This is a genomic window from Sphingopyxis sp. Root1497, assembly GCF_001427085.1.
Taxonomy (GTDB): domain Bacteria; phylum Pseudomonadota; class Alphaproteobacteria; order Sphingomonadales; family Sphingomonadaceae; genus Sphingopyxis.
Window position 1 is genome coordinate 412,334 of the sequence record NZ_LMGF01000003.1, and the last position, 22,453, is coordinate 434,786.

At 67.6% G+C, this 22,453-nt stretch carries 21 protein-coding genes and 1 pseudogene; 10 read left to right on the forward strand and 12 right to left on the reverse strand.

The features are described from left to right. Positions 1-500 (reverse strand): annotated as a pseudogene (locus ASD67_RS23625) (hypothetical protein); the annotation flags it as partial. A 135-nt stretch (positions 501-635) separates the two neighbouring features. Between ASD67_RS23625 and queF the strand changes: the two are divergent. Further along, positions 636-1,106: a preQ(1) synthase gene (gene queF / locus ASD67_RS05495; RefSeq protein ID WP_056344485.1), complete on the forward strand. Its 471-nt coding sequence runs from the start codon at positions 636-638 to the stop codon at positions 1,104-1,106. Positions 1,107-1,176: 70 nt separating this feature from the next. Beyond that, a complete protein-coding gene (locus ASD67_RS05500) occupies positions 1,177-1,587 on the forward strand; it encodes an acyl-CoA thioesterase (RefSeq protein WP_056344487.1) in 411 nt (136 codons plus the stop codon). 10 nt (positions 1,588-1,597) lie between these two features. On the opposite strand, the gene ASD67_RS05505 is transcribed toward ASD67_RS05500, so the two are convergent. From ASD67_RS05505 to ASD67_RS05515, 3 genes are read right to left on the reverse strand one after another with little or no spacing between them, the layout of a single operon-like run. Next, the gene (locus ASD67_RS05505; protein WP_056344491.1) at positions 1,598-1,999 is read right to left on the reverse strand and encodes a hypothetical protein; all 402 of its coding nucleotides are present in this window, start codon (positions 1,997-1,999) and stop codon (positions 1,598-1,600) included. 60 nt (positions 2,000-2,059) lie between these two features. Further along, positions 2,060-2,518 carry a lyase gene (locus tag ASD67_RS05510; protein WP_156377582.1) on the reverse strand — a complete coding sequence of 153 codons (459 nt, stop codon included), beginning with the start codon at positions 2,516-2,518 and terminating at the stop codon, positions 2,060-2,062. After that, the gene (locus ASD67_RS05515; protein WP_056344496.1) at positions 2,515-3,801 is read right to left on the reverse strand and encodes a cytochrome P450; all 1,287 of its coding nucleotides are present in this window, start codon (positions 3,799-3,801) and stop codon (positions 2,515-2,517) included. Before ASD67_RS05515 ends, ASD67_RS05510 begins: the two co-directional genes overlap by 4 nt. 126 nt (positions 3,802-3,927) lie before the next feature. On the opposite strand from ASD67_RS05515, the gene ASD67_RS05520 reads away from it, so the two are divergent. After that, the gene (locus ASD67_RS05520; protein ID WP_082544861.1) at positions 3,928-6,639 is read left to right on the forward strand and encodes a M1 family metallopeptidase; all 2,712 of its coding nucleotides are present in this window, start codon (positions 3,928-3,930) and stop codon (positions 6,637-6,639) included. A gap of 47 nt (positions 6,640-6,686) precedes the next feature. On the opposite strand, the gene ASD67_RS05525 is transcribed toward ASD67_RS05520, so the two are convergent. From ASD67_RS05525 to hflK, 8 genes are all read right to left on the reverse strand, one after another. Then, complete coding sequence (locus ASD67_RS05525) at positions 6,687-7,139, reverse strand: hypothetical protein (protein WP_056344499.1); 453 nt, start codon at positions 7,137-7,139, stop codon at positions 6,687-6,689. Continuing rightward, entirely contained in the window at positions 7,136-8,731 is a 1,596-nt protein-coding gene (locus ASD67_RS05530) for a helicase HerA-like domain-containing protein (RefSeq protein WP_056344502.1), read from the reverse strand. The genes ASD67_RS05525 and ASD67_RS05530 overlap by 4 nt, the downstream gene beginning before the upstream one ends. A gap of 133 nt (positions 8,732-8,864) precedes the next feature. Continuing rightward, positions 8,865-9,032 (reverse strand): hypothetical protein, encoded by a 168-nt coding sequence (locus ASD67_RS22950; RefSeq protein WP_156377583.1) that lies wholly within the window; start codon positions 9,030-9,032, stop codon positions 8,865-8,867. A 426-nt stretch (positions 9,033-9,458) separates the two neighbouring features. Continuing rightward, positions 9,459-9,845, reverse strand: coding sequence for a RidA family protein (locus tag ASD67_RS05535; protein WP_056344506.1), 387 nt, complete (start codon positions 9,843-9,845; stop codon positions 9,459-9,461). Between the two features lie 56 nt (positions 9,846-9,901). Beyond that, positions 9,902-10,270 (reverse strand): VOC family protein, encoded by a 369-nt coding sequence (locus tag ASD67_RS05540; RefSeq protein ID WP_056347050.1) that lies wholly within the window; start codon positions 10,268-10,270, stop codon positions 9,902-9,904. Between the two features lie 143 nt (positions 10,271-10,413). Beyond that, positions 10,414-11,916, reverse strand: coding sequence for a trypsin-like peptidase domain-containing protein (locus ASD67_RS05545; RefSeq protein WP_056344509.1), 1,503 nt, complete (start codon positions 11,914-11,916; stop codon positions 10,414-10,416). Positions 11,917-12,044: 128 nt separating this feature from the next. Then, on the reverse strand, positions 12,045-12,896 hold the full coding sequence (hflC, locus tag ASD67_RS05550) for a protease modulator HflC (protein ID WP_056344513.1): 852 nt from the start codon (positions 12,894-12,896) through the stop codon (positions 12,045-12,047). Next, positions 12,896-14,065, reverse strand: a complete 1,170-nt coding sequence (gene hflK / locus ASD67_RS05555; protein ID WP_082544862.1) for a protease modulator HflK — start codon at positions 14,063-14,065, stop codon at positions 12,896-12,898. Before hflK ends, hflC begins: the two co-directional genes overlap by 1 nt. Positions 14,066-14,156: 91 nt before the next feature. On the opposite strand from hflK, the gene ASD67_RS05560 reads away from it, so the two are divergent. The 7 genes from ASD67_RS05560 (at position 14,157) to phbB (ending at position 22,249) form a co-directional block, all read left to right on the forward strand. Further along, positions 14,157-15,134, forward strand: a complete 978-nt coding sequence (locus ASD67_RS05560; RefSeq protein ID WP_056344518.1) for an Mrp/NBP35 family ATP-binding protein — start codon at positions 14,157-14,159, stop codon at positions 15,132-15,134. Then, on the forward strand, positions 15,134-15,556 hold the full coding sequence (locus ASD67_RS05565) for a CoA-binding protein (RefSeq protein ID WP_056344521.1): 423 nt from the start codon (positions 15,134-15,136) through the stop codon (positions 15,554-15,556). Before ASD67_RS05560 ends, ASD67_RS05565 begins: the two co-directional genes overlap by 1 nt. After that, positions 15,553-16,152 carry a hypothetical protein gene (locus ASD67_RS05570; protein WP_056344524.1) on the forward strand — a complete coding sequence of 200 codons (600 nt, stop codon included), beginning with the start codon at positions 15,553-15,555 and terminating at the stop codon, positions 16,150-16,152. Before ASD67_RS05565 ends, ASD67_RS05570 begins: the two co-directional genes overlap by 4 nt. Before the next feature lie 149 nt (positions 16,153-16,301). Further along, positions 16,302-18,590 carry a xanthine dehydrogenase family protein molybdopterin-binding subunit gene (locus ASD67_RS05575; protein ID WP_056344526.1) on the forward strand — a complete coding sequence of 763 codons (2,289 nt, stop codon included), beginning with the start codon at positions 16,302-16,304 and terminating at the stop codon, positions 18,588-18,590. Continuing rightward, positions 18,587-19,582 (forward strand): ferrochelatase, encoded by a 996-nt coding sequence (hemH, locus tag ASD67_RS05580; RefSeq protein ID WP_056344530.1) that lies wholly within the window; start codon positions 18,587-18,589, stop codon positions 19,580-19,582. The genes ASD67_RS05575 and hemH overlap by 4 nt, the downstream gene beginning before the upstream one ends. Positions 19,583-19,674: 92 nt before the next feature. Beyond that, positions 19,675-21,438: a DUF1963 domain-containing protein gene (locus ASD67_RS05585; RefSeq protein WP_082544863.1), complete on the forward strand. Its 1,764-nt coding sequence runs from the start codon at positions 19,675-19,677 to the stop codon at positions 21,436-21,438. 88 nt (positions 21,439-21,526) lie between these two features. Then, entirely contained in the window at positions 21,527-22,249 is a 723-nt protein-coding gene (gene phbB / locus ASD67_RS05590; RefSeq protein ID WP_056344535.1) for an acetoacetyl-CoA reductase, read from the forward strand. Positions 22,250-22,453: the final 204 nt, after the last annotated feature.

Below are 22,453 nucleotides of genomic sequence, written 5' to 3' on the forward strand. Positions count from 1 at the left end.
GCCGGCGCGGGCGCGATGTCGTCGGCGGGGGCGGCATCGGCGATCGCCGGCGCATCCGAAACGACCGGCGAAAAGCCCGGCGCGGCATCGGTCGCGCCGGGCGGCGAAGACGGAGTCTCGGCGGCCGCATCCCGCGCCGGCGCGGTCGCGGGCGCGGTTTCGGCCGGGGCCGCGCGGCGCGTCGGCGCGGGGACGGCACCGGCGGCCGGCGGCCTCACCGATGGGGTCGCGGGCTGCGTCGGTGTCACGCGCGGCGGGGTCGGTGTGGGGGCCGGTGTCGGCGTCGGGCGCGGCGCGCCCGGGCCCGAGGGGGCGATGCCATTGTCCGCCGGTCCTTGCACCCCCGGCGCGCGGCCGTCGTCGCCGGGCGGCGGCAGGCGGAAATCGATCGGGCGGCTCGGCGAAGGCGCGGGGGCCGGGGTCTCGCCCTGCTGGGCGATCGCGGGCGCGATAGCGCTCGCCGCCAGCGCGAATGCCAGCACCGCCCGCGCGCTGCCCATGGTCCCGAAATGCCTGTCCGTCATTATACCCGTGCGATCCCGATCGTCTGTTTCGCGCCCGATCCGCTGAATTGGCGCTGAATGACCGCGCCATCGACGGATGACAGCGGCCGCGCGCCCCACTAGAGGGATTTCATGTCCGATTCCACCCCCCCGGCGCTGACGCCCAAGCATCTCGGCCAGTCCAGCGAACTGCCCGCCTCACCCGAGGCCGCGATCCTCGACTATGTCCCCAACCCGCGCGCCGACGAGCTTTACCTCGTCCGCTTCGCCGCGCCCGAATTCACCTCGCTGTGCCCGGTGACCGGCCAGCCCGATTTCGCGCATCTGGTGATCGACTATGCCCCCGGCGAAACGATCGTCGAATCAAAGAGCCTCAAGCTCTTTCTTTCCAGCTTTCGCAACCACGCCGGTTTCCACGAGGATTGCACCGTCGGCATCGGCCGCCGCCTGTTCGACGAGATGGCGCCGCGCTGGCTGCGCATCGGTGGATACTGGTATCCGCGCGGCGGCATTCCGATCGATGTCTTCTGGCAATCGGGCGCGCCGCCCGCAGGCCTGTGGCTCCCCGATCAGGGCGTCGCGCCCTATCGCGGGCGGGGCTGAGCGATCATTCTATCGAAATGGTCGGAAATTCATCTTCCCGTCACAGTTTGTTGACATTAGTGTCAACGTTATGACCGCAGCCTCGCTCCCGCACGATCACGCCATCGCCGTCGGCGCCGACCAGATCGATTTCATGGGGCATGTCAACAACGCCCATTATCTCAGCTGGGTGCAGGACGCCGTGCTGGCGCACTGGCGCCATATCGCGCCGCCCGACGCGGTCGCGGCACATCTGTGGGTCGCGCTGAAGCACGAGATCACCTATCGCCGCCCCGCCTTCCTCGACGACCAGGTCATCGCGACCGTGATCCTCGAAAAAGTGCAGGGCGCGCGCGCCTTTTACGACACGATCATCAAGCGCGGCGAGGAAGTGCTGGCCGAGGTCAAATCGAGCTGGTGCTGCATCGACGCCGAAACATTGCGCCCCGCGCGCCTCGCGAGCGAGGTCGTCGCGAAATTCTTTCCGGCGGAAAAGGTCTGACGCGCCCGGCTTAGAGGGTGCCGCTTTCGATCATCGCGTCGACCAGCGTTTCGAGGAAGGTGCAGCTCTCGCTGATGTCCTGAACCTGCTTGATCATGTCGGGATCTTCGGGATTCTTGGTGATCCGCGCGAACTTGTCGATCTGGGCGTCGAAGTCGGTCTTGATCTGCGCCTCGTCGTCGTCGGCGAGTACGGTCGCGATAGCCAGAAACTTGGTGCCCGATGCGACGATCTTCGGGTCCGCGTCGTCGCCCTTGGTGCCGAGTCCCGCCATGATCCCGAAAAAGGCCATGCACTGGATGCTGTTGTCGTAAAGCTCGCGCTCGTCGGCATCGATCGTCATCGCGGTGGCGGTGGTGGTGGGCGCGGCGGCGGCAAGCAGCAGCGCCGCGGCAAGGATCGGATATTTCATGACTTCCCCCGAATATCGACCCGGAACCGCCTTGGCATGGCGGCGCGGCTTCGCAAAGCTTTAAGTGGCGGCCGCCCCGCAGGCCCTGATCGCATCGCGAGCGGCCTCAGCGACCGGATCATGGCCTTCGGCCCAAGCAAGTAGGCTCGCAGCCAGCGTCGGGTCGGCGAGTTCTTCGGCGGCATTCATCACCGCTATATTGCTCTCGTCACGATCGAGTTCGCGGCGAACGAGGGGCAGGGCAACAGCCGGATCGCGCCTCGCCAATCCGCAAAGCGCTTCGCCGCGCACGACCGGGTCCACATCCTCTGCACCCATCCGCAAAGCCGCCCGAATCCTCGCATCATCGCGGTCGCTGAGCGCTAACAGCGTGGCCGCCCAGTCCCTGTTCGATACGTCAGCGTCGCCCATCAAGGCGATCAATCGGTCAAGATTGGCCTCGCCCTCGAGGCCGTCGAGCGGAACATCCGCATCGACGAATGACGCCAGGAACGGCGATTTCGGCAAATAGTCGCTCACGCCGCCTCGAACCGGATCGGCAGCCGCTTCAGCCCGCCGACGAACACCGACTGCACCCGTGCCGGATCGCCCGCGAGCTCGAGCTTTTTGATCCGCGGCAACAGTTCCTCCATCATGATCCGCATCTCCATGCGGGCGAGGTGCTGGCCGAGGCACACATGCGCGCCGAAGCCGAAGGCAAGCTGCTGGTTCTTCGGCCGGTCGGGGTCGAAGGCGAACGGGTCGCCGAACACCGCCTCGTCACGGTTGGCCGAGACATAGTTGAGCATCAGCCAGTCCCCCGCGCGCACCTGCTGCCCGCCGATCTCGACATCTTCCTTGGCGCTGCGCATGAAATGCTGGACCGGGGTCGACCAGCGGATCGCCTCCTCGATCAACCCCGCCTTGTCGCTGTCGGCGTCGCGGAAGCGTTCGAACAGCGCCGGGTTCTTCGCCAGTTCCATGATCGCGCCGGCGGTCGAGGCGCTCGTCGTATCATGGCCCGCGGTCGCGATGATCATATAATAGCCCGCCAGTTCGCGGTCGGGGATCTGGCCGCCGTCGATCGTCGCATTGGCGATGACCGTCGCGATGTCCTCGCGCGGATTGGCGCGGCGGTCGGCGGTCAGCGCGCCGAAATATTGCTCGAAATCGGCGATCACATAATGGAGCATCGCGATCGCCTGTTCGGCGCTGGTGATCGCCTCGCGGCTGCGGTTGAGCTCGGGGTCGGTCGATCCGAACAATTGCTGGGTCAGCATCAGCATGCGCGGCTCGTCCTCGGGCGGCACCCCCAATATGTCCATGACGACGCGCAGCGGATAATGCGCCGCGACGTCGCGCGCGAAATCGCATTCGGGCCCGGCGGCGAGCATCGCATCGACCGTCTCGCGGGCCAGGCCGCGGATACGCTCTTCGACGATCTTCAGATTCTTGGGCATGAACCAGCTCTGGGTGAGCAGGCGGTATTTCATGTGATCGGGGGCGTCCATCTGGACCAGCGAGCGGATCAGGTGCCCGTCGCCCCCCGGGGTCGCGGCGCGTGCGATCGCCTCGCCGTCGCGGTTGGTCAGCACCGTCGGGCGGATGCCGTTCGCAAAACGTTGCGGATCCTTGCTGATCGCCATGATGTCGGCGTGGCGGGTGACGAGCCAGAAGGGGTCGACCTCCGCGGTCTCGGCGACCGCGAGCGGCGCATGGGCGCGCGCCCAGCCGAGCTTTTCATGAAGCCCGTCCCATTCCCCATAAGCGACGGGGTCGACGACGGCGGCGGCTACCTCTCCAGGCAATATAGGTTTTGTCATGCAACCAAAGCTGCCCCATCTCGTGTCATCTGTCGAGAGCCATGCTACGCCCGCCGAAAGCGACGCGGGAGTCCGCGTGGCATCGGCGTAGCCGGTGCGGCAAAATCAAGACCGGGGATCGCCATCATGAAAACATCGCACCGTCATCTGCTTGTCGCCGCCGTCTCGTCGCTCGGCCTCGCCGCCTGCGCCGCCCAGCCGGGGATCGCGCCGGTCGCCGCCGCCCCTGTCGCCGCCCCGCCCGCCTTCACCGGCACGCCGCTGGCCGCCGATATCCCGAGCCAGTTGCCGCGCAATGCGCGCCCGATTCATTACGACATCAGCGTCACCCCCGACGCCAAGGCGCTGAGCTTTACCGGCGAGGCGGCGATCGACCTCGAGCTGTATGAAAGCGCGGGCGGAATCGTGATGAACGCGCTCGACCTCGATGTCGTCGATGCCAGCCTGACCCGCGCCGACGGGACCGGCGAACCGATCCCGCTGATCGCGTCGACCGATGCCGAGGCGCAGACGGTAACCTTCCTCGCGCCCGTCCCGCTCGACGCCGGCACCTATCGCCTCATCACGCATTACAAGGGCATCATCGGCACCCAGGCGAACGGGCTTTTCGCGCTCGACTATCCCGACAAGGCGAGCGGCGCCGAGGTGCGCGGGCTGTTCACCCAGTTCGAGGCGCCCGACGCGCGGCGCTTCGTCCCCAGCTTCGACGAGCCGAGCTATAAGGCGACCTTCACCCTGTCGGCGATCGTCCCGCAGGACGACCTTGCGGTCAGCAACATGCCGGCGGCGAGCGAGACCCCGCTGGCGGGCGGGCTCAAGAAGGTAACCTTCGCCACCTCCCCAAAAATGTCGTCCTATCTGCTGTTCTTCGCGACCGGCGATTTCGAGCGGCTCGCGGCAAAGAGCGAAAGCGGCGCCGAGGTCGGCATCGTCTCGCCCAAGGGGTCGGGCGAACAGGCACGCTTCGCGCTCGACAGCCTCGGTCCGCTGCTCACTTATTATTCGAACTATTTCGGCCAGCCCTATCCGCTTCCCAAGCTCGACAATATCGCCGGCCCCGGCCAGTCGCAGTTTTTCGGCGCGATGGAAAATTGGGGCGCGATCTTCACCTTCGAACGCATCCTGCTCGACGATCCGACGATCACCAGCGAAGCGACGCGGCAGCAAATCTATTCGACGCAGGCGCATGAGGTCGCGCACCAATGGTTCGGCGACCTCGTCACCATGGCGTGGTGGGACGATTTGTGGCTCAACGAAGGTTTCGCGAGCTGGATGGAAACCAAGGCGAGCGACCATTTCCACCCCGACTGGCAGCCGTTGCTCGACCGCGTCGATGGCCGCGAGCGCGCGATGGGGCTCGACGCCTTCGCGACGACGCACCCGGTCGTCCAGAAAATCCGCACCGTCGAGGACACCAACCAGGCGTTCGACGCGATCGCTTACCAAAAGGGCGAAGCCGTCATCACCATGCTCGAATCCTATGCGGGCGAGGATGTGTGGCGGGACGGGCTGCGCACCTATATGGCGCAGCACAAATATCAGAACACGCGCACCGACGATTTGTGGAACGCGGTCGAGGTTGCGGGCGCCAAGGGCCTGACCGCGATCGCGCATGATTTCACCAACCAGCCGGGAATCCCGCTGCTGCGCGTCGGCGGCATGACCTGCGCCGGCGACCGGACGACGGTCCAGCTGACCCAAGGCGAATTTTCGCGCGACCGCAAGGACGGCATCGAGGCCGAGGGCCGCCGCTGGCAGGTGCCGGTGCTCGCCCGCGCGGGGGAAGGCGCGGTCGCGCGGCAGGTGATTGCGGGCGGCGCCGGGACGCTGACGCTGCCCGGCTGCGGCCCGGTGCTGATCAACGCCGGACAGGCGGGCTATTACCGCACCCTCTATTCGCCGGCCGCGCTCGCCGCGCTGCGCGGCCGCTTTGCGTCGCTCGCACCGATCGACCAGCTCGGGCTGCTCGGCGACAATTTCGCGCTCGCGAACGCGGGCTATCAGCCGATGGGTGCGGCGCTCGACCTGCTGGCCGCCACCCCGCAGGGCGCGAGCCAGAAGGTGATCGGCGACGTCGCCGGCCGCTACCAGGCGCTCTACGCGATGTTCGACGACCAGCCCGCGGTCCAGAAACGCATCGCCGCGATGGCCGGCGCGGTGCTCGACCCGTCGATGCGGCGGCTCGGTTTCGAACCGCGCGCGGGCGAACCCGCGCTCGACAGCGTGCTGCGCTCGGACCTGCTCGCCGCGCTCGGCGCGATGGGCGATGCGAAGGTGCTGGCCGAGGCGCGGCGCCGCTTCGCGCTGCTCGACCGCAACCCCGCCGCGCTCGACGGCCCGCTCAAGGCGCGCTGGCTCGGCATCGTCGCGACCAACGCGACCGATGCCGACTGGACCCGGCTGCGCGCGCTCGCCAAGGCATCGAAATCGGCGGTCGAACGCAGCACCTTCTACACCTTGCTCGGCTCGGCCAAAGATGCGGCGCTGGCCCGCCGCGCGCTCGATCTCGCGCTGACCGCCGAACCCGGCGAGACCGTCAGCGCGTCGATCATCGGCGCGGTCGCCGCCAACCATCCCGAATCGGCGGTCGATTTCGTCCAGGCGAATCAGGCGGCGGTCGACCGGCTGATCGACGCGTCGGCGCGCGCGCGTTTCCTCGCCGGACTCGCCGCGGCGTCACACGACCCCGCGATGATCGCCAGGCTTCAGGGAATCGCGGCGGGGCTGCCCGCCGACGTCCGCAAACCCTATGACAAGGTGATCGCGACGCTGACCGAACGCAGCGTCAGCCGCCCGCGCATCAAGGGCGAAATCGCCAGCTGGCTCAAGGGCAAATAGGGATAAATTCCACCCGTCATTCCCGCCTTTGCGGGAGCGACGGGTGCTTACTCAGCCAGCTGCGGCGCGCCCGCGGGCATCGCGCTCTTCCACTCGGCGCGCGCCTTGCGGATCATATATTTCAGCGCATCGGCGCCGCGTCCCCATGCCGCCGCGCAATCGGCATCCCAGGCGTCGTCCAGTGCGATACCGAGTTCCTCGACGGTCATGTCGATGAAGGCGTCATATTCCTCGATCGGCAACGCGCCATAGCTGCGGTGCGTGAACACCAGCTCGGCGACGAGCGGCCACACCCAGCTTTGCCCCTTTGCCAGCCCCAGCATCATCTGCAGCGTCTCGTCGGTCATCCGCCGCGACGCGGCGTCGACCGAGATGAAGCTTTCGAAACGCGCGGGAAATGCTGCAAAGAAGCGTTCGAACAGGGCCAGCCGAAGGTCGACGCCCGTTTCGGCGAGCGCCGTCAGGCTCGCCTCCATCTTGCGGGCATCGCCGGTCTTCATTTGAACAGGCTGCCCAATATTCCGCGCATCAACTGGCCGCCGAACTTGCCCGCGACCTGCCGGCCGATATTGGTCGCCGCCGACCGCGCCGCCGATTCGACCATCTTTTCGGCGAAGCTCGGCTTCGCGGCCTCGCGCGCCGCGACCTTCTCCTGCTGCAGCCGCACCTTCTCCTCGGCAACCTTGCGCTTCGCCTCTTCCTTGGCCGCGATCGCCGCCTGTTTGTCGGCCTCGTCCTGTGCCTTGGCTTCGATCGCGGCGGCCTGCGCCTGGTCGGCCTTGGCGGCGAGCAGTTCCTCAGCGCTCTCGCGGTTGACCGCGGTGTCGTATTTGCCCTCGACCGGCGAGATCGATTTGATGATCGCGCGCTCCTTGGCGTCGAGCGGGCCGGCACGCGAACAGGGCGGCTTGATCAGCGTGCGCTCGACCGGCGACGGCGCGCCGTCGGCCATCAACAGCGAGACGAGCGCCTCGCCGACCTTCAGTTCGGTGATCTCGCGCGCGACGTCGACCTTGGGATTGGGGCGGAAGGTGTCGGCGGCGGCCTTCACCGCCTTCTGGTCGCGCGGAGTGAAGGCGCGCAGCGCGTGCTGGACGCGATTGCCGAGCTGGCCCGCGACATCCTCGGGAACGTCGATCGGGTTCTGGGTGACGAAATAGACGCCCACGCCCTTCGAGCGGATCAGGCGAACGACCTGTTCGATCTTCTCGGCGAGCGCCGGCGGCGCATCGTCGAACAGCAGATGCGCCTCGTCGAAGAAGAAGACGAGCTTCGGCTTGTCGGGGTCGCCGATCTCGGGAAGCGTCTCGAACATCTCGCTGAGCAGCCAGAGCAGGAAGGTCGCATAGAGCTTGGGGCTCGCCATCAACTTGTCGGCGGCGAGGATGTTGACATAGCCGCGGCCGTTTTCATCGGTGCGGATCATGTCCTGGATGTCGAGCGCAGGCTCGCCGAAGAAGTTCGCGCCGCCCTGGCTTTCGAGCGTCAGCAATTGCCGCTGGATCGTGCCCACGGTGGCCTTCGACACATTGCCGTATTTGACGGTCAGCTCGTCGGCATTCTGCGCGCACCAGGCCAGCATCGCCTGCAGGTCGCCCAAATCGAGCAGCAGCAGATTCTGTTCGTCGGCGACCCGGAAGGCGATCGCGAGCACCCCCTCCTGCACTTCGTTCAGCCCCATCAACCGCGCGAGCAACAGCGGACCCATTTCGGAAATCGTCGTGCGCACCGGGTGCCCCTGTTCGCCGAACAAATCCCAGAAGATCACCGGATTGTCGCGATACGCCCATTCGCTGTCGCCGATCTCGGCGGCGCGCGCGGCGAAAATCTCGTGCATCTTCGACGTCGGGCTGCCCGCCATCGCCAGGCCGGCGAGGTCGCCCTTCACATCGGCGACGAACACCGGCACGCCGACCGCCGAAAACCCCTCGGCCAGCCCCTGCAGCGTCACGGTCTTGCCGGTGCCGGTCGCCCCGGCGATCAGCCCGTGCCGGTTCGCGCGCTTGAGCACCAGCGACTGGCGCGGCCCGTCGGGGGCGCCGCCGCCGCCGAGGCCGATATAGATTTCACTCGCCGTGCTGCCGTCGCTCACTCGCTGTCCTCCGCTATCCGAACCTGCCTGCCGGTCTAGAACGCGGGGCGTGGACAGGCAATCGGCAACCGCGCTGCTGTCATCGGCCGGAGAGGACGATCGGCAGCTGTGGCCCTGCCCGTCTCGCGACGTTTCAGGCGGCGGGGCGGTTGAGCAGCATGGCGACCGACCAGCCCGAATTGTTCAGCTCGGTCCGTTCGCCGCCACGGTCCTGCCGGAAGCAATGGACGAGCCGTCGTCCCTTGAGTTCGTCATCGCCCTCCTCCCACGGCTGCGCCTTCCTTTCGGCGAAGAGCGCCAACAGACGACGTCGTTGTCCGTCCGTCAGGGACGCGGCAACCTCTTGGGCGTTTATCATGGTCATGGGCCTCGTGCTGGCGAAGCGAGCGGGTCGACGGTTTGGGAAGAGATCGGCCCGTTCGCCGCCGGACATATGTCCGACGGGCGGTTTGTTTGCGCCTGCCGTCAAGCTACCATGACCGGAGACAACAAGCCACCTCCTTGTTTTTACGATATTATTCGTCAGATGAGCGGGCGGCGCACGGGAACGGTGTCACACCGACCATCTCGCAGCGCCCATGTCGACCGGAATATCTGGTGGCGCACGCGTGCCTCGATGGCCGGAAATCGTGGAAGCGGCCCGAAGCACCTCTTTCGCGTGGAAAGCTGTCACCCGCTTCCCACCCCGGAACCGCCATCACGCCCGCCATCGCCCGTCCAGCCGGCGTCACGCCACCGCGATCGCCTCGATCTCGATGCGAAAGCCGAAGTGCAGCGGCCCGGTCGGTACCACGCTGCGCGCCGGCCGGTTCGTGCCGAAGAAGCGCGCGTAAATTGCATCGACCTCGCCCCAGTCGTCGATATCGCTGAGATAGACGGTGGTCTTGACCACCTGCGCCAGCCCGGCGCCCGCATCCGCGAGCACGGTTTCCAGGTTGCGCAAGGCCTGCTCGACCTGCGCCGCGAACGGCGCGGACGCCAGCGCGGTATCGCGTCCGGGCAACAACGGCAGCTGCCCCGACACGAAGATGAAACCACCCGCGATGACGAAGGGCGAATAATGCGGTCCGCCCGCCGTTCGCCCCGCATCCCGATCCGCCTTGCTTGCCGTCATTCGATCCTCTCCCACGCTGGTGGGAGAGGACTATCACGTCCGGCGGCGGCGGCCCATCATCCCATCACAAAGGCGTTGAGCTTGTTGCCGTCGAGATCGCGAAAATAGCCCGCGTAAAAACCCTCGCCGCGCGGTCCCGGGGGGCCTTCGCAGGTGCCGCCGTTGGCGATCGCGATGTCATAGAGCCGATGCACCTGCTCCTGGTCTTTCGCCTCGAGCGCGACCATCACACCGTTGCCGACGCTCGCGGCGTTGCCGTCGAACGGCTTGGTCAGCCCGATCCCCGCACCGCCGCCGGGCTTGCCCCACGCGATGAAGGTCTCGAACTCCATCATCCGCGGCGTCTCCAGTTCCGCCGCGATCGCGTCGTAAAACACCGCCGCCTTCGCAAGGTCGTGGGTGCCGAGCGTCACATATCCGATCATCATTCTTCTCCCGACTCGTTGTAGGAACATAATAGGAACATAATAGGAACATTATCCGGCGCGCGCAAAGAAAAACGGGCGCCGGACCGATGAGGTCCAGCGCCCGCTTTCAAGCCTCTTCCCCTTCGGCGAAGGGGAGAAGATTATTTTTTCAGCCGCAGCGCGACATCCCCCGAAGGACCGCCGCGGCGGAGGATTTCCACCAGCACCGCATCGCGGCCCGCCGCCTTGGTGTCGGCTACGACCTTGGCCAGCGCATCGCTGGTCAGCACCGCGGTGCGCGCCGTCCCTGCGCTCAGGATCACGTCGCCGCGGCGAAGCCCCTTGCGCCCGGCATCGCTGTTCGCCGAGACCGACCCGATCACCAGCCCCTTGGTGCCGGCATCGACGCCCACCGCGCGCGCGATGTCGGCGGTCAGCGGCAGCACCGCAAGGCCCAGTTCGGTCTGGAGCGCGGTGTCGGCGGCACCCGTCGGATCGTCCGGCGTCGCCTGTTCGTCCTCGGGATCGAAGGTGCTCGGGGCCTGATCCGCCGCGGCCGGCCGCGTGCCGACCACCGCGTTGAGCGTCATCGTCTTGCCGTCGCGGATCACCTCGAGCGGGATGCGCGTGCCGGGTTTGACCCGCGCGACGATGTACGACAGCGTCTGCTGCGGCGAGACCTCTTTGCCATTGACCTTGGTCACCACGTCGCCGCGCTTCAGCCCGGCCTTTTCGCCCGCCTCGCCCGGTTCGATGCGCCCGATGCGCTCGCCGCGGTCCTTGGGCAGGCCCAGCGCCGCCGCCATATCCTCGTCGACCGGGGTGATCCCGATGCCGAGGTAGCCGCGTTCGACCGCCTGGCCGGCCTTCAGCGCGTCGATCACCGGAATCGCGGCGTCGGCGGGGATCGCGAAATTGACGCCGATATTGGCGCCGACCGGCGAGATCAGCATGTTGTTGATGCCGACGACATTGCCCTGCAGATCGAACAGGGGACCGCCCGAATTGCCGCGGTTGATCGCGGTATCGGTCTGGATATAGCGGTCATAGGCGCCGCCCTGCCCCAGGTTGCGCTGCACCGCCGAGATGATGCCCGCGGTCACCGTCGAGCCGAGCCCGAGCGGGTTACCGATCGCGACCACCCAGTCGCCGACGCGCGCGTCGCTGCCGGTGGCGAATTTGACGAAGGGCAGGCCCGTCGCGTCGATCTTGAGCAAGGCGAGGTCCGACGCGACGTCGCGGCCGACGATCTTCGCCTTATATTCCTTGCTGTTGGTCAGCGTGACCGTAACCTCGTTCACCGCCTCGCCGCGCGGACCGCCCGAGATGACGTGGTTGTTGGTGACGATATAGCCGTCGGTCGAGATCAGAAAGCCCGATCCGCCGCCCTGCTGTTCCTGGGTGATCGGCTCGCGGGTGCCCGCGAACGGATTGAGCCGGACGCCGAGGGTGACCTCCTGCTTGGTCGCGATATTGACCACCGCGGGCTGCAATTGCTCGACCAGGTCGGCGAAGCTTTCGGGGGCGCCCGACCGCGGCACGACCTTGGCGATTTCGCTCGATTCATTCTGCGCGACCTGCGCGCCGACGGGGGACTGGGTGACCAGCGCCAGCGCCGTGCCACCCGCCAGCAAAGCCGAAGTGATGCCGTAAACATAACGCACGATCGAAATTCCTTCTCTTACGAAAACTCTCTTACCCCGGCGGCGGTGGTCTGCTTCCCCGTGGCTGAACGGCGATTGAACATGAACGGCGCTTTACCGTCCCGTTCATCCGCCGTCCGGCTCAGGGTTCAGTTACCGCGAAACCGGCGCAGATATTCATTGTCGGGCGACAGGATGATCGACGTCCCGCCCTGGTTGTTCTCACCCAGGAAGGTCGAACGATAGCTCTGCATCGCGCGGTAGAAATCATAGAATTCGGGATCCTTGCCAAAGCTTTCGGCATAGATGCGCGCCGCTTCGCCATCGGCGCTGCCGCGGATGATCTGCGCTTCCTTCTGCCCTTCGGCGCGGATCGAGATCGCCTCCTGCTGGCGCGCGGTGCGCATGCGGTTGTACGCCGCCTCGAGCGTCGCGCCCTCGGGCAGGTCGGCGCGCTTGATCCGCACGTCGATGATCTCGGCGCCATATTTCTGCGCCTCGCGGTTCAGCGCGACCTGGATATTGTCCATCACCGCGCCGCGTTCGGGCGACAGCAACGTCGCAAAGGTCCGCTTGCCGAGTTCGTTGCGCAGCGACGAACCGAGGATCGTCGCAAGCTGCGCCTGCAATTTATCCTCGGTGCGGATCGCGGTGTACATGCGCACCGGGTTGGTGATGCGGAAGCGCGCGAAGGCGTCGACCTGCAGCCTTTGCTGGTCGGTCGAGAGCACCTGCTGGCGCTCCATGTTCACGCCGAGGATGCGCTTGTCGATATATTGGATGCCGTCGGTGAACGGCACGCGCAGGACGAGACCGGCGCCCGAGCGTCCGAAATCCTCGTTCGGCTTGTACCGGTTCACCGTCCGCTCGATCTCGCCGAAGCGCAGGATCAGCGCCTGCTTGTCTTCGGGCACGATCGCCAGCGACTGCGACAGGATGAGGAGCAGGACGATGATGGCGATCAGCGGCCGCATCGGGCGTTGGAACAGGCTGTCGAACATCACTGGGCTCCCTTCGTCGCGGGCGTGGGCGCGGCAGGGGCCGTCCGTTTCTGTACCTCGTTGAGCGGCAGATAGGGGGTCACCCCGCGCGGCTCGACGATCGTCTTGTCGACGTTCGACAGAACAGCCTCCATCGTTTCATAATAGAGGCGCTGGCGCGTGACCTGCGGCGACAGCTTGTACTGTTCATAGATCTTGTCGAAGGCCGAGGTGTCGCCGCGGGCGCGTTCGAGCACCTGCTGCTGATAGGCGCGCGCGAGGTTGATCGCCGATTCGCGTTCCTGCCGCGCTGCGGTGACCTCCTTGAACGCCTCGTCGACCTGGCTCGGCGGGTCGACCTGGCGGATCGCGATGCCCTGAATCAGCACGCCCGACCGATACTGGTTGAGCAAATCCTGCATCCGCTGCTGCACCTGCGACTCGATCTCGACGCGCCCCGGGCCGATCGCCTGGACGAGGTCGAAATTGGCGACCGTCGCGCGCATCGCGCTTTCGGCAACTTCGCGGATCGTGCCGTCGGGATCGGCGAGCTGGAAAAAATACAGTTCGGGGTCACGCACCGACCAGCGGACTTCATAGGCGAGGTCGACGATGCTCTGGTCGCGGGTCAGCACGAAATTCTCGTCGGTCGCGTTGGGCGAACCGATCGCCATGGTGCGAATGGCGCGCACGTCCTCCAGCTTGATGCGTTCGATCGGCGCCGGCCAGGTGAGTTTGACGCCCGGACCGACGGTCCGCGAATAGCTGCCGAGCCGGGTGACGACGCCCTCCTTTTCGGGCGGCACGATGTGGAACGACGAAAAGATCGCCCAGATCGCGACGACGCCAAGCACGCCCCATTTCCACAGCTTCGCCGAATCGCCGAAGTTGATGTTGCCGCCGCCGCCATTGCCGTCACCGCCGCCGCCAAAGCTGCCGCGCCCCTTGCGCAGCAGCTCGTCGAGCGCCGAGGGGCCGCGCGGCTTGCGCGCGCGGTTGATATCGACCGGGTCGGGGCTGACCCACGGGTTGCGCGGCCCCGGCTTCTTGTCGCCGCCGCCGCTTCCCTTGCCGTCGTCGCCGCCCTTGGGCCCCCACGGGCTGTTCGCCATCGCGGCGATCTGGTGGAAAAATTGCCGCAGACCCCCGGGGGCGCGGCGTCCCATACCGTCACTATTGTCGTTGCTCATGGGGCTTTTATAGGGGGCGCGGGCGCGATTAACAGGGGGTCCGCGCGAAAATGGCTGGCAATCATGTCCGCCATGCCTATCTGCCACCGACATGACCGACACCGCTCCGCTCGCCAGCATCGCCACCGACCTGACCGGGGGGCGCACCTCGGGACTCAAATTCCTCGACGAGGAGGGCACGCTCGCGATCGTCCTCGACGTCACCGGCCTCGACGTGGACGAACGCAAACCGCTCGAGGACAAGCTGCGCGCCGGCCTGCTCGCGCGCCCCGGCGTCACCAGCGTCCGCGTCGCGATGACCGCCGAGCGCAAGGGACTGACCATCATCGCGGTCGGCAGCGGCAAGGGCGGGGTCGGCAAATCGACCCTCGCCGCCAATCTCGCGGTCGCGCTCCGCCGATTGGGCGTCAAGGTCGGCCTCGTCGATGCCGACATCTATGGCCCGTCGCAGCCGCGCCTGATGGACAGCGAGGGCGTCAAGCCCGAAGCGCGCGGACCCAAGCTGATCCCCGTTCCCAACGCCTATGGCGTGCCGATGCTGTCGACCGGACAGATCGCCGCGCCGGGGCAGGCGATCGCCTGGCGCGGTCCGATGGCGGGCAAGGCGCTCGAACAGCTCGTCGACGCGAGCTGGGGCGACATCGACACGCTGATCGTCGACCTGCCGCCGGGCACCGGCGACGTCCAGCTGACGATGATCCAGAAACACAAGCCCGCGGGCGCGGTGATCATCTCGACCCCGCAGGACCTCGCGCTGATGGACGCGACGCGCGCGATCGCCTTCTTCGAACAGGCCGACGTGCCGCTGATCGGGCTGGTCGAGAATATGGCGGGTTACGTCTGCCCGCATTGCGGCGAGGTCAGCGACCCGTTCGGCAGCGGCGGCGCCGAGGCGGCGGCCAAGACGATGGGGCTCGACTTCCTCGGCCGCGTACCGCTGTCGATGGGCATCCGCCTCGCCAGCGACGGCGGGGTGCCGCCGGCGGCCGGAACCGACAAGCTCGGCGAGCCGTTCCACGCGATAGCGGCGAAGGTCGCCGAATGGCTCGACCAGCGAAAGGGCAAATGATGGCGATCAACGACGAAGGCGAAATCCGCGAACTTCTGGACCAGCCGCGCCGCATCGCGGTCGTGGGCGCCTCGCCCAACCCGGCGCGCGATTCGAACCATGTCCTCGCCTTCCTCGTCGCGCAGGGCCATGACGTGATCGCGGTGAATCCCGGCCATGCGGGCAAGACGATCCACGGCGCCCCCGTCGTCGCCACCCTCGCCGACGTCGAACCCCCGGCCGAACTGGTCGACATCTTCCGCAACAGCGCCGACGCCGGCGCCGCGGTCGACGAGGCGATCGTCCATGGCGCGAAAGCGGTGTGGATGCAGCTCGGCGTGATCGACGAAGCCGCGGCGCGGCGCGCCGACACCGCCGGGCTGATGGTCGTGATGGACCGCTGCCCCAAGATCGAGATCCCTCGCCTCGGGCTGCTGAAATGAGGGTCGCCGCGCTGCTGCTCGCCGCGTCCGCCCTCACCGGCTGCGCCGCCACCCCCGCTTCGACCGATCCGCAGGACCAGTTTTTCGCCGCGCTCACCGCACGCTGCGGCCAGGCCTATGCCGGCAAGATCGAGACGAACGAGGCCGCCGACGCCGATATGCAGGGCAAGGCGATGGTCATGCACATCCGCCGCTGCACCCCCGACCGCATCGAAATCCCCTTCCATATCGCCGGCCTCGGTCCCGACGGCGGCTGGGACCGCTCGCGCACCTGGATCGTCAGCCGCACCGGAAACGGCCTGCGCCTGAAACACGACCATCGCCACGCCGACGGTTCGAAGGACGAAGTGACGATGTACGGCGGCGACACCGCCACCCCCGGCACCGCGAGCCGGCAGGAGTTTCCGGTCGATGCCGAATCGATCGCGATGTTCGAAGCGACAGGCCGCAGCGTCTCGACGACGAACATCTGGGCGATGGAGACCACCCCGCTCGGCTTCGCCTATGAACTGAAGCGCGCGAACCGCCACTTCCGCGTCGGCTTTTCATGGGACCGCCCGGTGAGTCCGCCGCCGCCGGCGCCATGGGGCTGGTAGCACCATCGTCGCCCCCGCGAAGGCGGGGGCCGCTGTCGGTTTACGCGGCGCGGCTGGGCAAGGCGGCCAGCGGCCCCCGCCTTCGCGGGGGCGACGGTTAAACCAAAAGCCTTTGCCTCCCAGACTCGCGCCGCTTATCAGCATCCCCGATGGCGGGCATTCGCGACAGCATCGACACAAAGAAACGGCGCCTGCCGCACGTCAGCCGCCGGTCGCTGCTCGTCGGCGCGACCGCGGCCGGCGGCCTCGCGCTCGCATGGAGCGTCTGGCCGCGCGATTACGCCCCCAACCTGACCGCCGCCGAGGGCGAGCATATCTTCAACGCCTTTCTTAAGATCGGCGACGACGGCCATGTCAGCGTCGTCGTCCCGCAATGCGAGATGGGACAGGGCGTCACCACCCTGCTGCCCCAGATCATCGCCGACGAACTCGGCGCCGACTGGCGCACGATCGCGGTCGAAACCGCGCCGATCAGCCCGCTCTACACCAATACGCTGCTGGTCGACGAGGACAGCGCGACCTTCACCCCGCGTGCGCTCGTACCCGACATGGTCGCCGACGTGCGCAGCTGGGCGCGGCGCGAATGGGCGGTGCGCCACGCGGTGATGCTCACCGCCAACAGCTCGTCGGTACAAATGTTCGAGGCGCCGTGCCGCGACGCCGCGGCGCAGGCGCGCGCGCTGCTGATGATGGCGGCGGCGCGGCGCTGGGACGCCAATTGGGAAGAGTGCGACACCGCGAACGGCTTCGTCACGCTGGGCGCGAAGAAATTGCGTTTCGCCGAGGTCGCCGCCGCCGCAGCGCTGCTCGAACCGCCCGCCGAACCCGTCTATCGCTCGGCGAGCGCCGATCCGCTCTATGGCAAGGAGGTCATCCGACTCGACCTGCCCGCCAAGGTCGACGGCTCGGCCAATTATGCCGGCGACATCCGCCTGCCCGACATGGTCTTCGCGTCGATCCGCCAGGGCCCGCTCGGCGCGACGCGGCTCAAGAGCATCGACAAAAAGGCCGGCCTCGCCTCGCCCGGCATGCTCTATGTCGTCGAGCATGACCGCTGGCTCGCCGCGGTCGCGCGCAACTGGTGGGCGGCGAACCGCGCGCTCGACGCCTTCGCCCCGGTCTTCGAAACCGCCGGCACGCCGATCTCGTCGGCACGCATCGACAAAGCGCTCGCCGCAGCGATCAAAGCCGACGGCCACCGCATCGTCGACAAGGGCGACGTGTCCGCAGCGATGGAGGGCCGCACCAGCATCGGCGCGACTTATATGGTCGCCCCGGCGCTCCACGCGCCGATCGAGACGCGCACCGCGACCGCGGCGCCCGACCGGAACCGGCTGCGCGTCTGGGTCGCGACGCAGGCCCCCGCCCAGTGCCGCGCCGCGATCGCCGCCGCCACCGGCCTCGCCGAAAGCGACGTCACCCTGTTCCCGATGATGGCGGGCGGCTCGTTCGACGCCTGCCTCGATCACAGCGTCGCGGTACAGGCGGCGATCATCGCGCGGCAGGTCAAGCGCCCGGTCCAGCTCGCCTGGTCGCGCGCCGAGGAGATCATGCGCGACATTCCCCGCCCCCCGGCGCGCGCGCGCATGGTCGCGACGCTGAACGCCGCGGGCGGGATCGACGCGCTCGTCGCGCGCATCGCCGTCCCCGCGACCACCCACGAGTTTCGCGACCGGCTGTTTTCGAACACTTCGCCCGACGTCGCGCAGCGTGCCGCCGCCGGTGCCTCGGATGCCGTCGCGGTCGAGGGTGCGATCAGCGGCTATGCCATCCCGCATGTCGCGGTCGACCATTGCCCCGCCGACATCGGCCTGCCGACCGGGCGCTGGCGCGGCAATGCCGACAGCTACACCGCCTTCTTCACCGAATGTTTCATCGACGAAATGGCGGCAAAGGCCGAACTCGACGCGCTGTCGTACCGGATGGCGATGCTTGGCGACCAACCACTGCTCGCGCGCTGCCTGCTCACCGCAACCAGCCTCGGCGGCTGGGAGGGCATGCTTTCGGGCACCGCGCAGGGGCTCGCCTGCCATAGCATGCGCGGCAGCCATATCGCGCTGATGGCGACCGCGCGGCCGAGCGAAAAGGGGCTGCAGGTCGAACAGCTCGTCGCGGTCGTCGACGCCGGCCGCCTCGTCAATCCGGCGATCGCGCGGCAACAGATCGAGGGCGGGCTGATCTTCGGCCTCGCCGCCGCGGTCGGCGCGACCACCGATTATGAGGGCGGGGTCGCGACCGCGCGCAAGCTCGGCCAGCTCGGCCTGCCGCGCCTGTCGCAATCGCCCGAGATCATCGTCGAATTCGTCGAAAGCGACCGCGACCCCGGCGGGCTTGGCGAAATCGGCGTCCCCGTCGTCGCCCCCGCGATCGCCAACGCGCTCTACGCCGCGACCGGGCGCCGCGTCCGGCGGATACCGCTGTCCGCGCTGCCGCTATGACCGCGCCGACCGATCATCCGCCGGTCGTGCCGCCGCGCCTCGGCGTGCTGCTGGTCAACCTCGGCACCCCCGACGCCCCCGACGCGCCGTCGGTGCGCCGCTATCTCGCCGAATTCCTCTCCGACCGCCGCGTCGTCGAGATTCCGCAGCTCCTCTGGCAGCCGATCCTGCGCGGCCTCATCCTGACCACCCGGCCCAAAAAATCCGCCCACGCCTATCAGCAAGTCTGGACCGACGAAGGCTCGCCGCTCGCCGCTATCACGCGGCGGCAGGCGGCGGCGCTGCAGGCCGCGCTCGGCCCCGACATTCGGGTCGAGCATGCGATGCGCTACGGCAACCCCGCGATTGCCGCGACGCTCGATGCGATGCTCGCCGCGGGATGCCGCCGCATCCTGATCGCGCCGCTCTATCCGCAATATTGCGGCGCGACGACCGCGACCGTCGTCGATGCGGTGAACAGCCATCTCGCGACCCTGCGCTGGCAGCCGGCGTTGCGCGTCCTGCCGCCCTATCCCGACGATCCGCTCTATATCAGCGCGCTCAAAACCACGCTCGAGGCCGGCCTCGCCGCGCTCGATTTCGCCCCCGATGTGCTTCTCGCCAGCTTCCACGGCATGCCCGAACGCACGCTGCACCTCGGCGACCCCTATCATTGCCAGTGCCGCAAGACCGCCCGCCTGTTGTCCGAAGCGCTCGGCCGCCCGGTCGAGACCACCTTCCAGTCGCGCTTCGGCCGCGCCAAATGGCTCGAACCCGCAACCGACACCGTGCTCACCCGCCTCGGCCGCGAAGGCAAAAGCGTCGCGATCTTCGCCCCCGGCTTCGCCGCCGACTGCCTCGAAACGCTCGAGGAACTGGCGATTCGCGGCAAGGCGCAGCTCGAAAGCGCCGGCGGCCCCCATTTCGCGTATATCCCATGCCTCAATGACGACGCCCCGGGGCTCGCGATGCTCGAAAGCCTCGTCCGCCGCGAACTCGCCGGATGGCTTTGATTTTCTATCGCTTACCTCCTGTTTAGGTCCTTCGTTTAGACCGAAACTCCGCGCGGCAGAGTCAGAGGCCGCCGCGCGCGTTGGAGGTCGCAATGAGTCAGGTCCAATCGGCCCTATTGATGCTGGTGGCGGCAACGCTCCTCTTCGCCGCGATCTTCTATTTTGTCTGGCGCCGCAGCCGGCCCGCTCCTGAGCCGCGCGCGCCGAAAACGCCGCGCCCAGCGCGCGAACCCGGCGAAAGCCGGCTGCCGCGCCTCCCCAGCTTGCCGCGCCGCGACCGCGAGGTCGAAGCCCCGGTCGAAATGTCCGCCGCCCGCCTCGCCCGGATCAGCGCCCGGCCGCCGTTCGAACGGCTGACCGAAGCCGAGGCCGAGGCCGAATATAGAACCGCCCCCGCCGCCGAGGCTCCCGCGCTCGTCGCCGACCGCCCTGACCCCGAAGCGCACGAACCCGCACCGCCAAGCGAAGCCGACCGCGCCATGGTCGGCCAGATGCTCGAATCGATGGTCGCGCAGGTCGAGCATGAAGCCGATCTGGTCGAACGCCGCGGCAGCGAACCGGTCGCGGTCCGCATCGTACCGCAGATCCCGCCGCGCATGGACGAAATCGCGACGAGCTGGCTCGGCGGCCGCCCGCGGCTCGAACCCGGCATGGCCTGGCCCGAAATCCGCGAGGTCCGCGGCGAGTTCATCGCGCAGATCGCCTGCGCCGACCTGCCCGCCGACATCTGGGACGGCCTCGGCCCGCGCCGCGGCAGCCTCGCGTTCTTCATCCACCCGCGCGACGGCGACGTCGCGGTGGTCCATGTCCATGCCGCCGGCGACCCGGTCGACCCGCCGCACGCCTTCGATCCCGGCGGCAGCTTCTTCGCGCCGAACGGCGGGCTGCGCTTCGGCGACCTGATGCCCTTCACCCGCCACGCCTTCCCCGAATGGCCGATCGACCTCGTCGCCGTCCGCCCCGGCGACGACGATCCGCGCGCCGACGAAGACGAGGAGGGCGGCGACGACGAGAGCGTCGGCACGCGTCTCTATCGCAGCGGCTACGACGTCGCCGACCCCGCCTTCCATCCCTTCGACTGGGACAGCATGACCGCGATGGTCGAAATCCTCGCGATGCGGATCGAACGCTTCTGGAAAGACGTCGACGGCCCCTCGCCGATCGACACCCAGCTCGCCAGCGTCGAGCGCCGCCTCGCCAAGCATGACGCGGGCGACAAGGACCCGCTCGGCCGCGAAGGCCTCGTCAATATGCAGGCTTCGCTGCAGGACCTGCACGATGCCGCTGCATCGGCACGCGCCGCGAACTATGTCGCACGCATCCGCGCCGAAGAGATCATCGGCATCGTCCGCGACAGCGCCCCGAAGATGGACTTTTCGGCGAACGACGCCGCCGCCGTCATGGACGCGCTGCACGCGATCCGCTGGACCAAGGTGAACCGCAAGCCCGACCCCGACGGTCGTCCGGGCGCCGAGCGGATCGAAAGCCTGGATATTCCGCTGACCACCCATCACCCCGACGCGCCGCTGTGGGTCCATGACTATCTGAACATCTGGTTCGATCATGCCAAACACGCCTATGCGGCGAACCCCGATACGCTGTCCGATGCCGCGCGCACGGTCTTCGAACCCTGGGCGCGGGATCTCGCGGCGCGCGAGATGCCCAGCATCGGCCACATCCCCTTCCGCTATGTCCACGACTATGACGACGAAACCCACGCGACGCTGCTCGAACTGCCATCGAGCGGGTTGATGAGCTGGATCTTCGGCGACGTCGACCATCTGGTGCTGACGCTGCGCAAGGCCGATCTCGCCGCGGGGCGCTGGGACCGGCCGCTGGTTCAGGTCAGCAACTGAAAATGCTGTCCGCTTGACGTAACGGTCAACTTGCGAGCCTCTTCGACGCGCCCTAGTCAGGGTGAAACACACTCTGTGGGAGAGACTTATGTCACGCGTAGCGATCGTCACCGGGGGCAGCCGCGGTATCGGTGAGGCCATCAGCCTCAAGCTCAAGGAACAGGGCGTTACCGTCGTCGCCAACTATGGGGGCGACGACGCAAAAGCGCGCGAGTTCAGTGACCGCACCGGCATCGCGGCGCGCAAATGGGACGTCGGCGACCATCAGGCCTGCCTCGACAATTGCGCCGCGATCGCCGCCGAATTCGGCCCGGTCGACATCGTCGTCAACAACGCCGGCATCACCCGCGACGGCACCCTCGCGCGCATGAGCTACGACGACTGGCACGACGTCATGCGCGTCAATCTCGGCGGCTGCTTCAACATGGCGAAGGCTTGCTTTCCCGGCATGGTCGAACGCGGCTGGGGCCGCATCGTCAACATCGGCTCGATCAACGGCCAGGCCGGCCAATATGGCCAGGTCAATTATGCCGCGGCGAAATCGGGCATCCACGGCTTCACCAAGGCGCTGGCGCAGGAAGGCGCCAAGAAAGGCGTCACCGTCAACGCGATCGCCCCGGGCTATATCGACACCGACATGGTCGCCGCGGTCCCCGCCCCCGTGCTCGAAAAGATCGTCGCGAAGATTCCGGTAGGCCGCCTCGGCCAGGCCGACGAAATCGCCCGCGGGGTGGCGTTTTTGTGCAGCGAGGATGCGGGGTTTGTAACCGGCTCGACGATGTCGATCAATGGGGGGCAGCATATGTACTGACGGTGGCAGGCGCGTAGCAAAGGCGTTCGCAACGCGAACGGCGAGCTAGGCGCCGGTGCCGCGCAGCGGCAGCCACCGGCACGGCCAGCGGGGCGGACGGCCCCAAGGCCGGCCGAACCCGTCTGACGTCATGGCGGCGGCTTTGCCGTCGCCGCCCGCCCTTCATCAAATGGAAAAAGCCGTTTGTGTCGAGCGAAGTCGAGA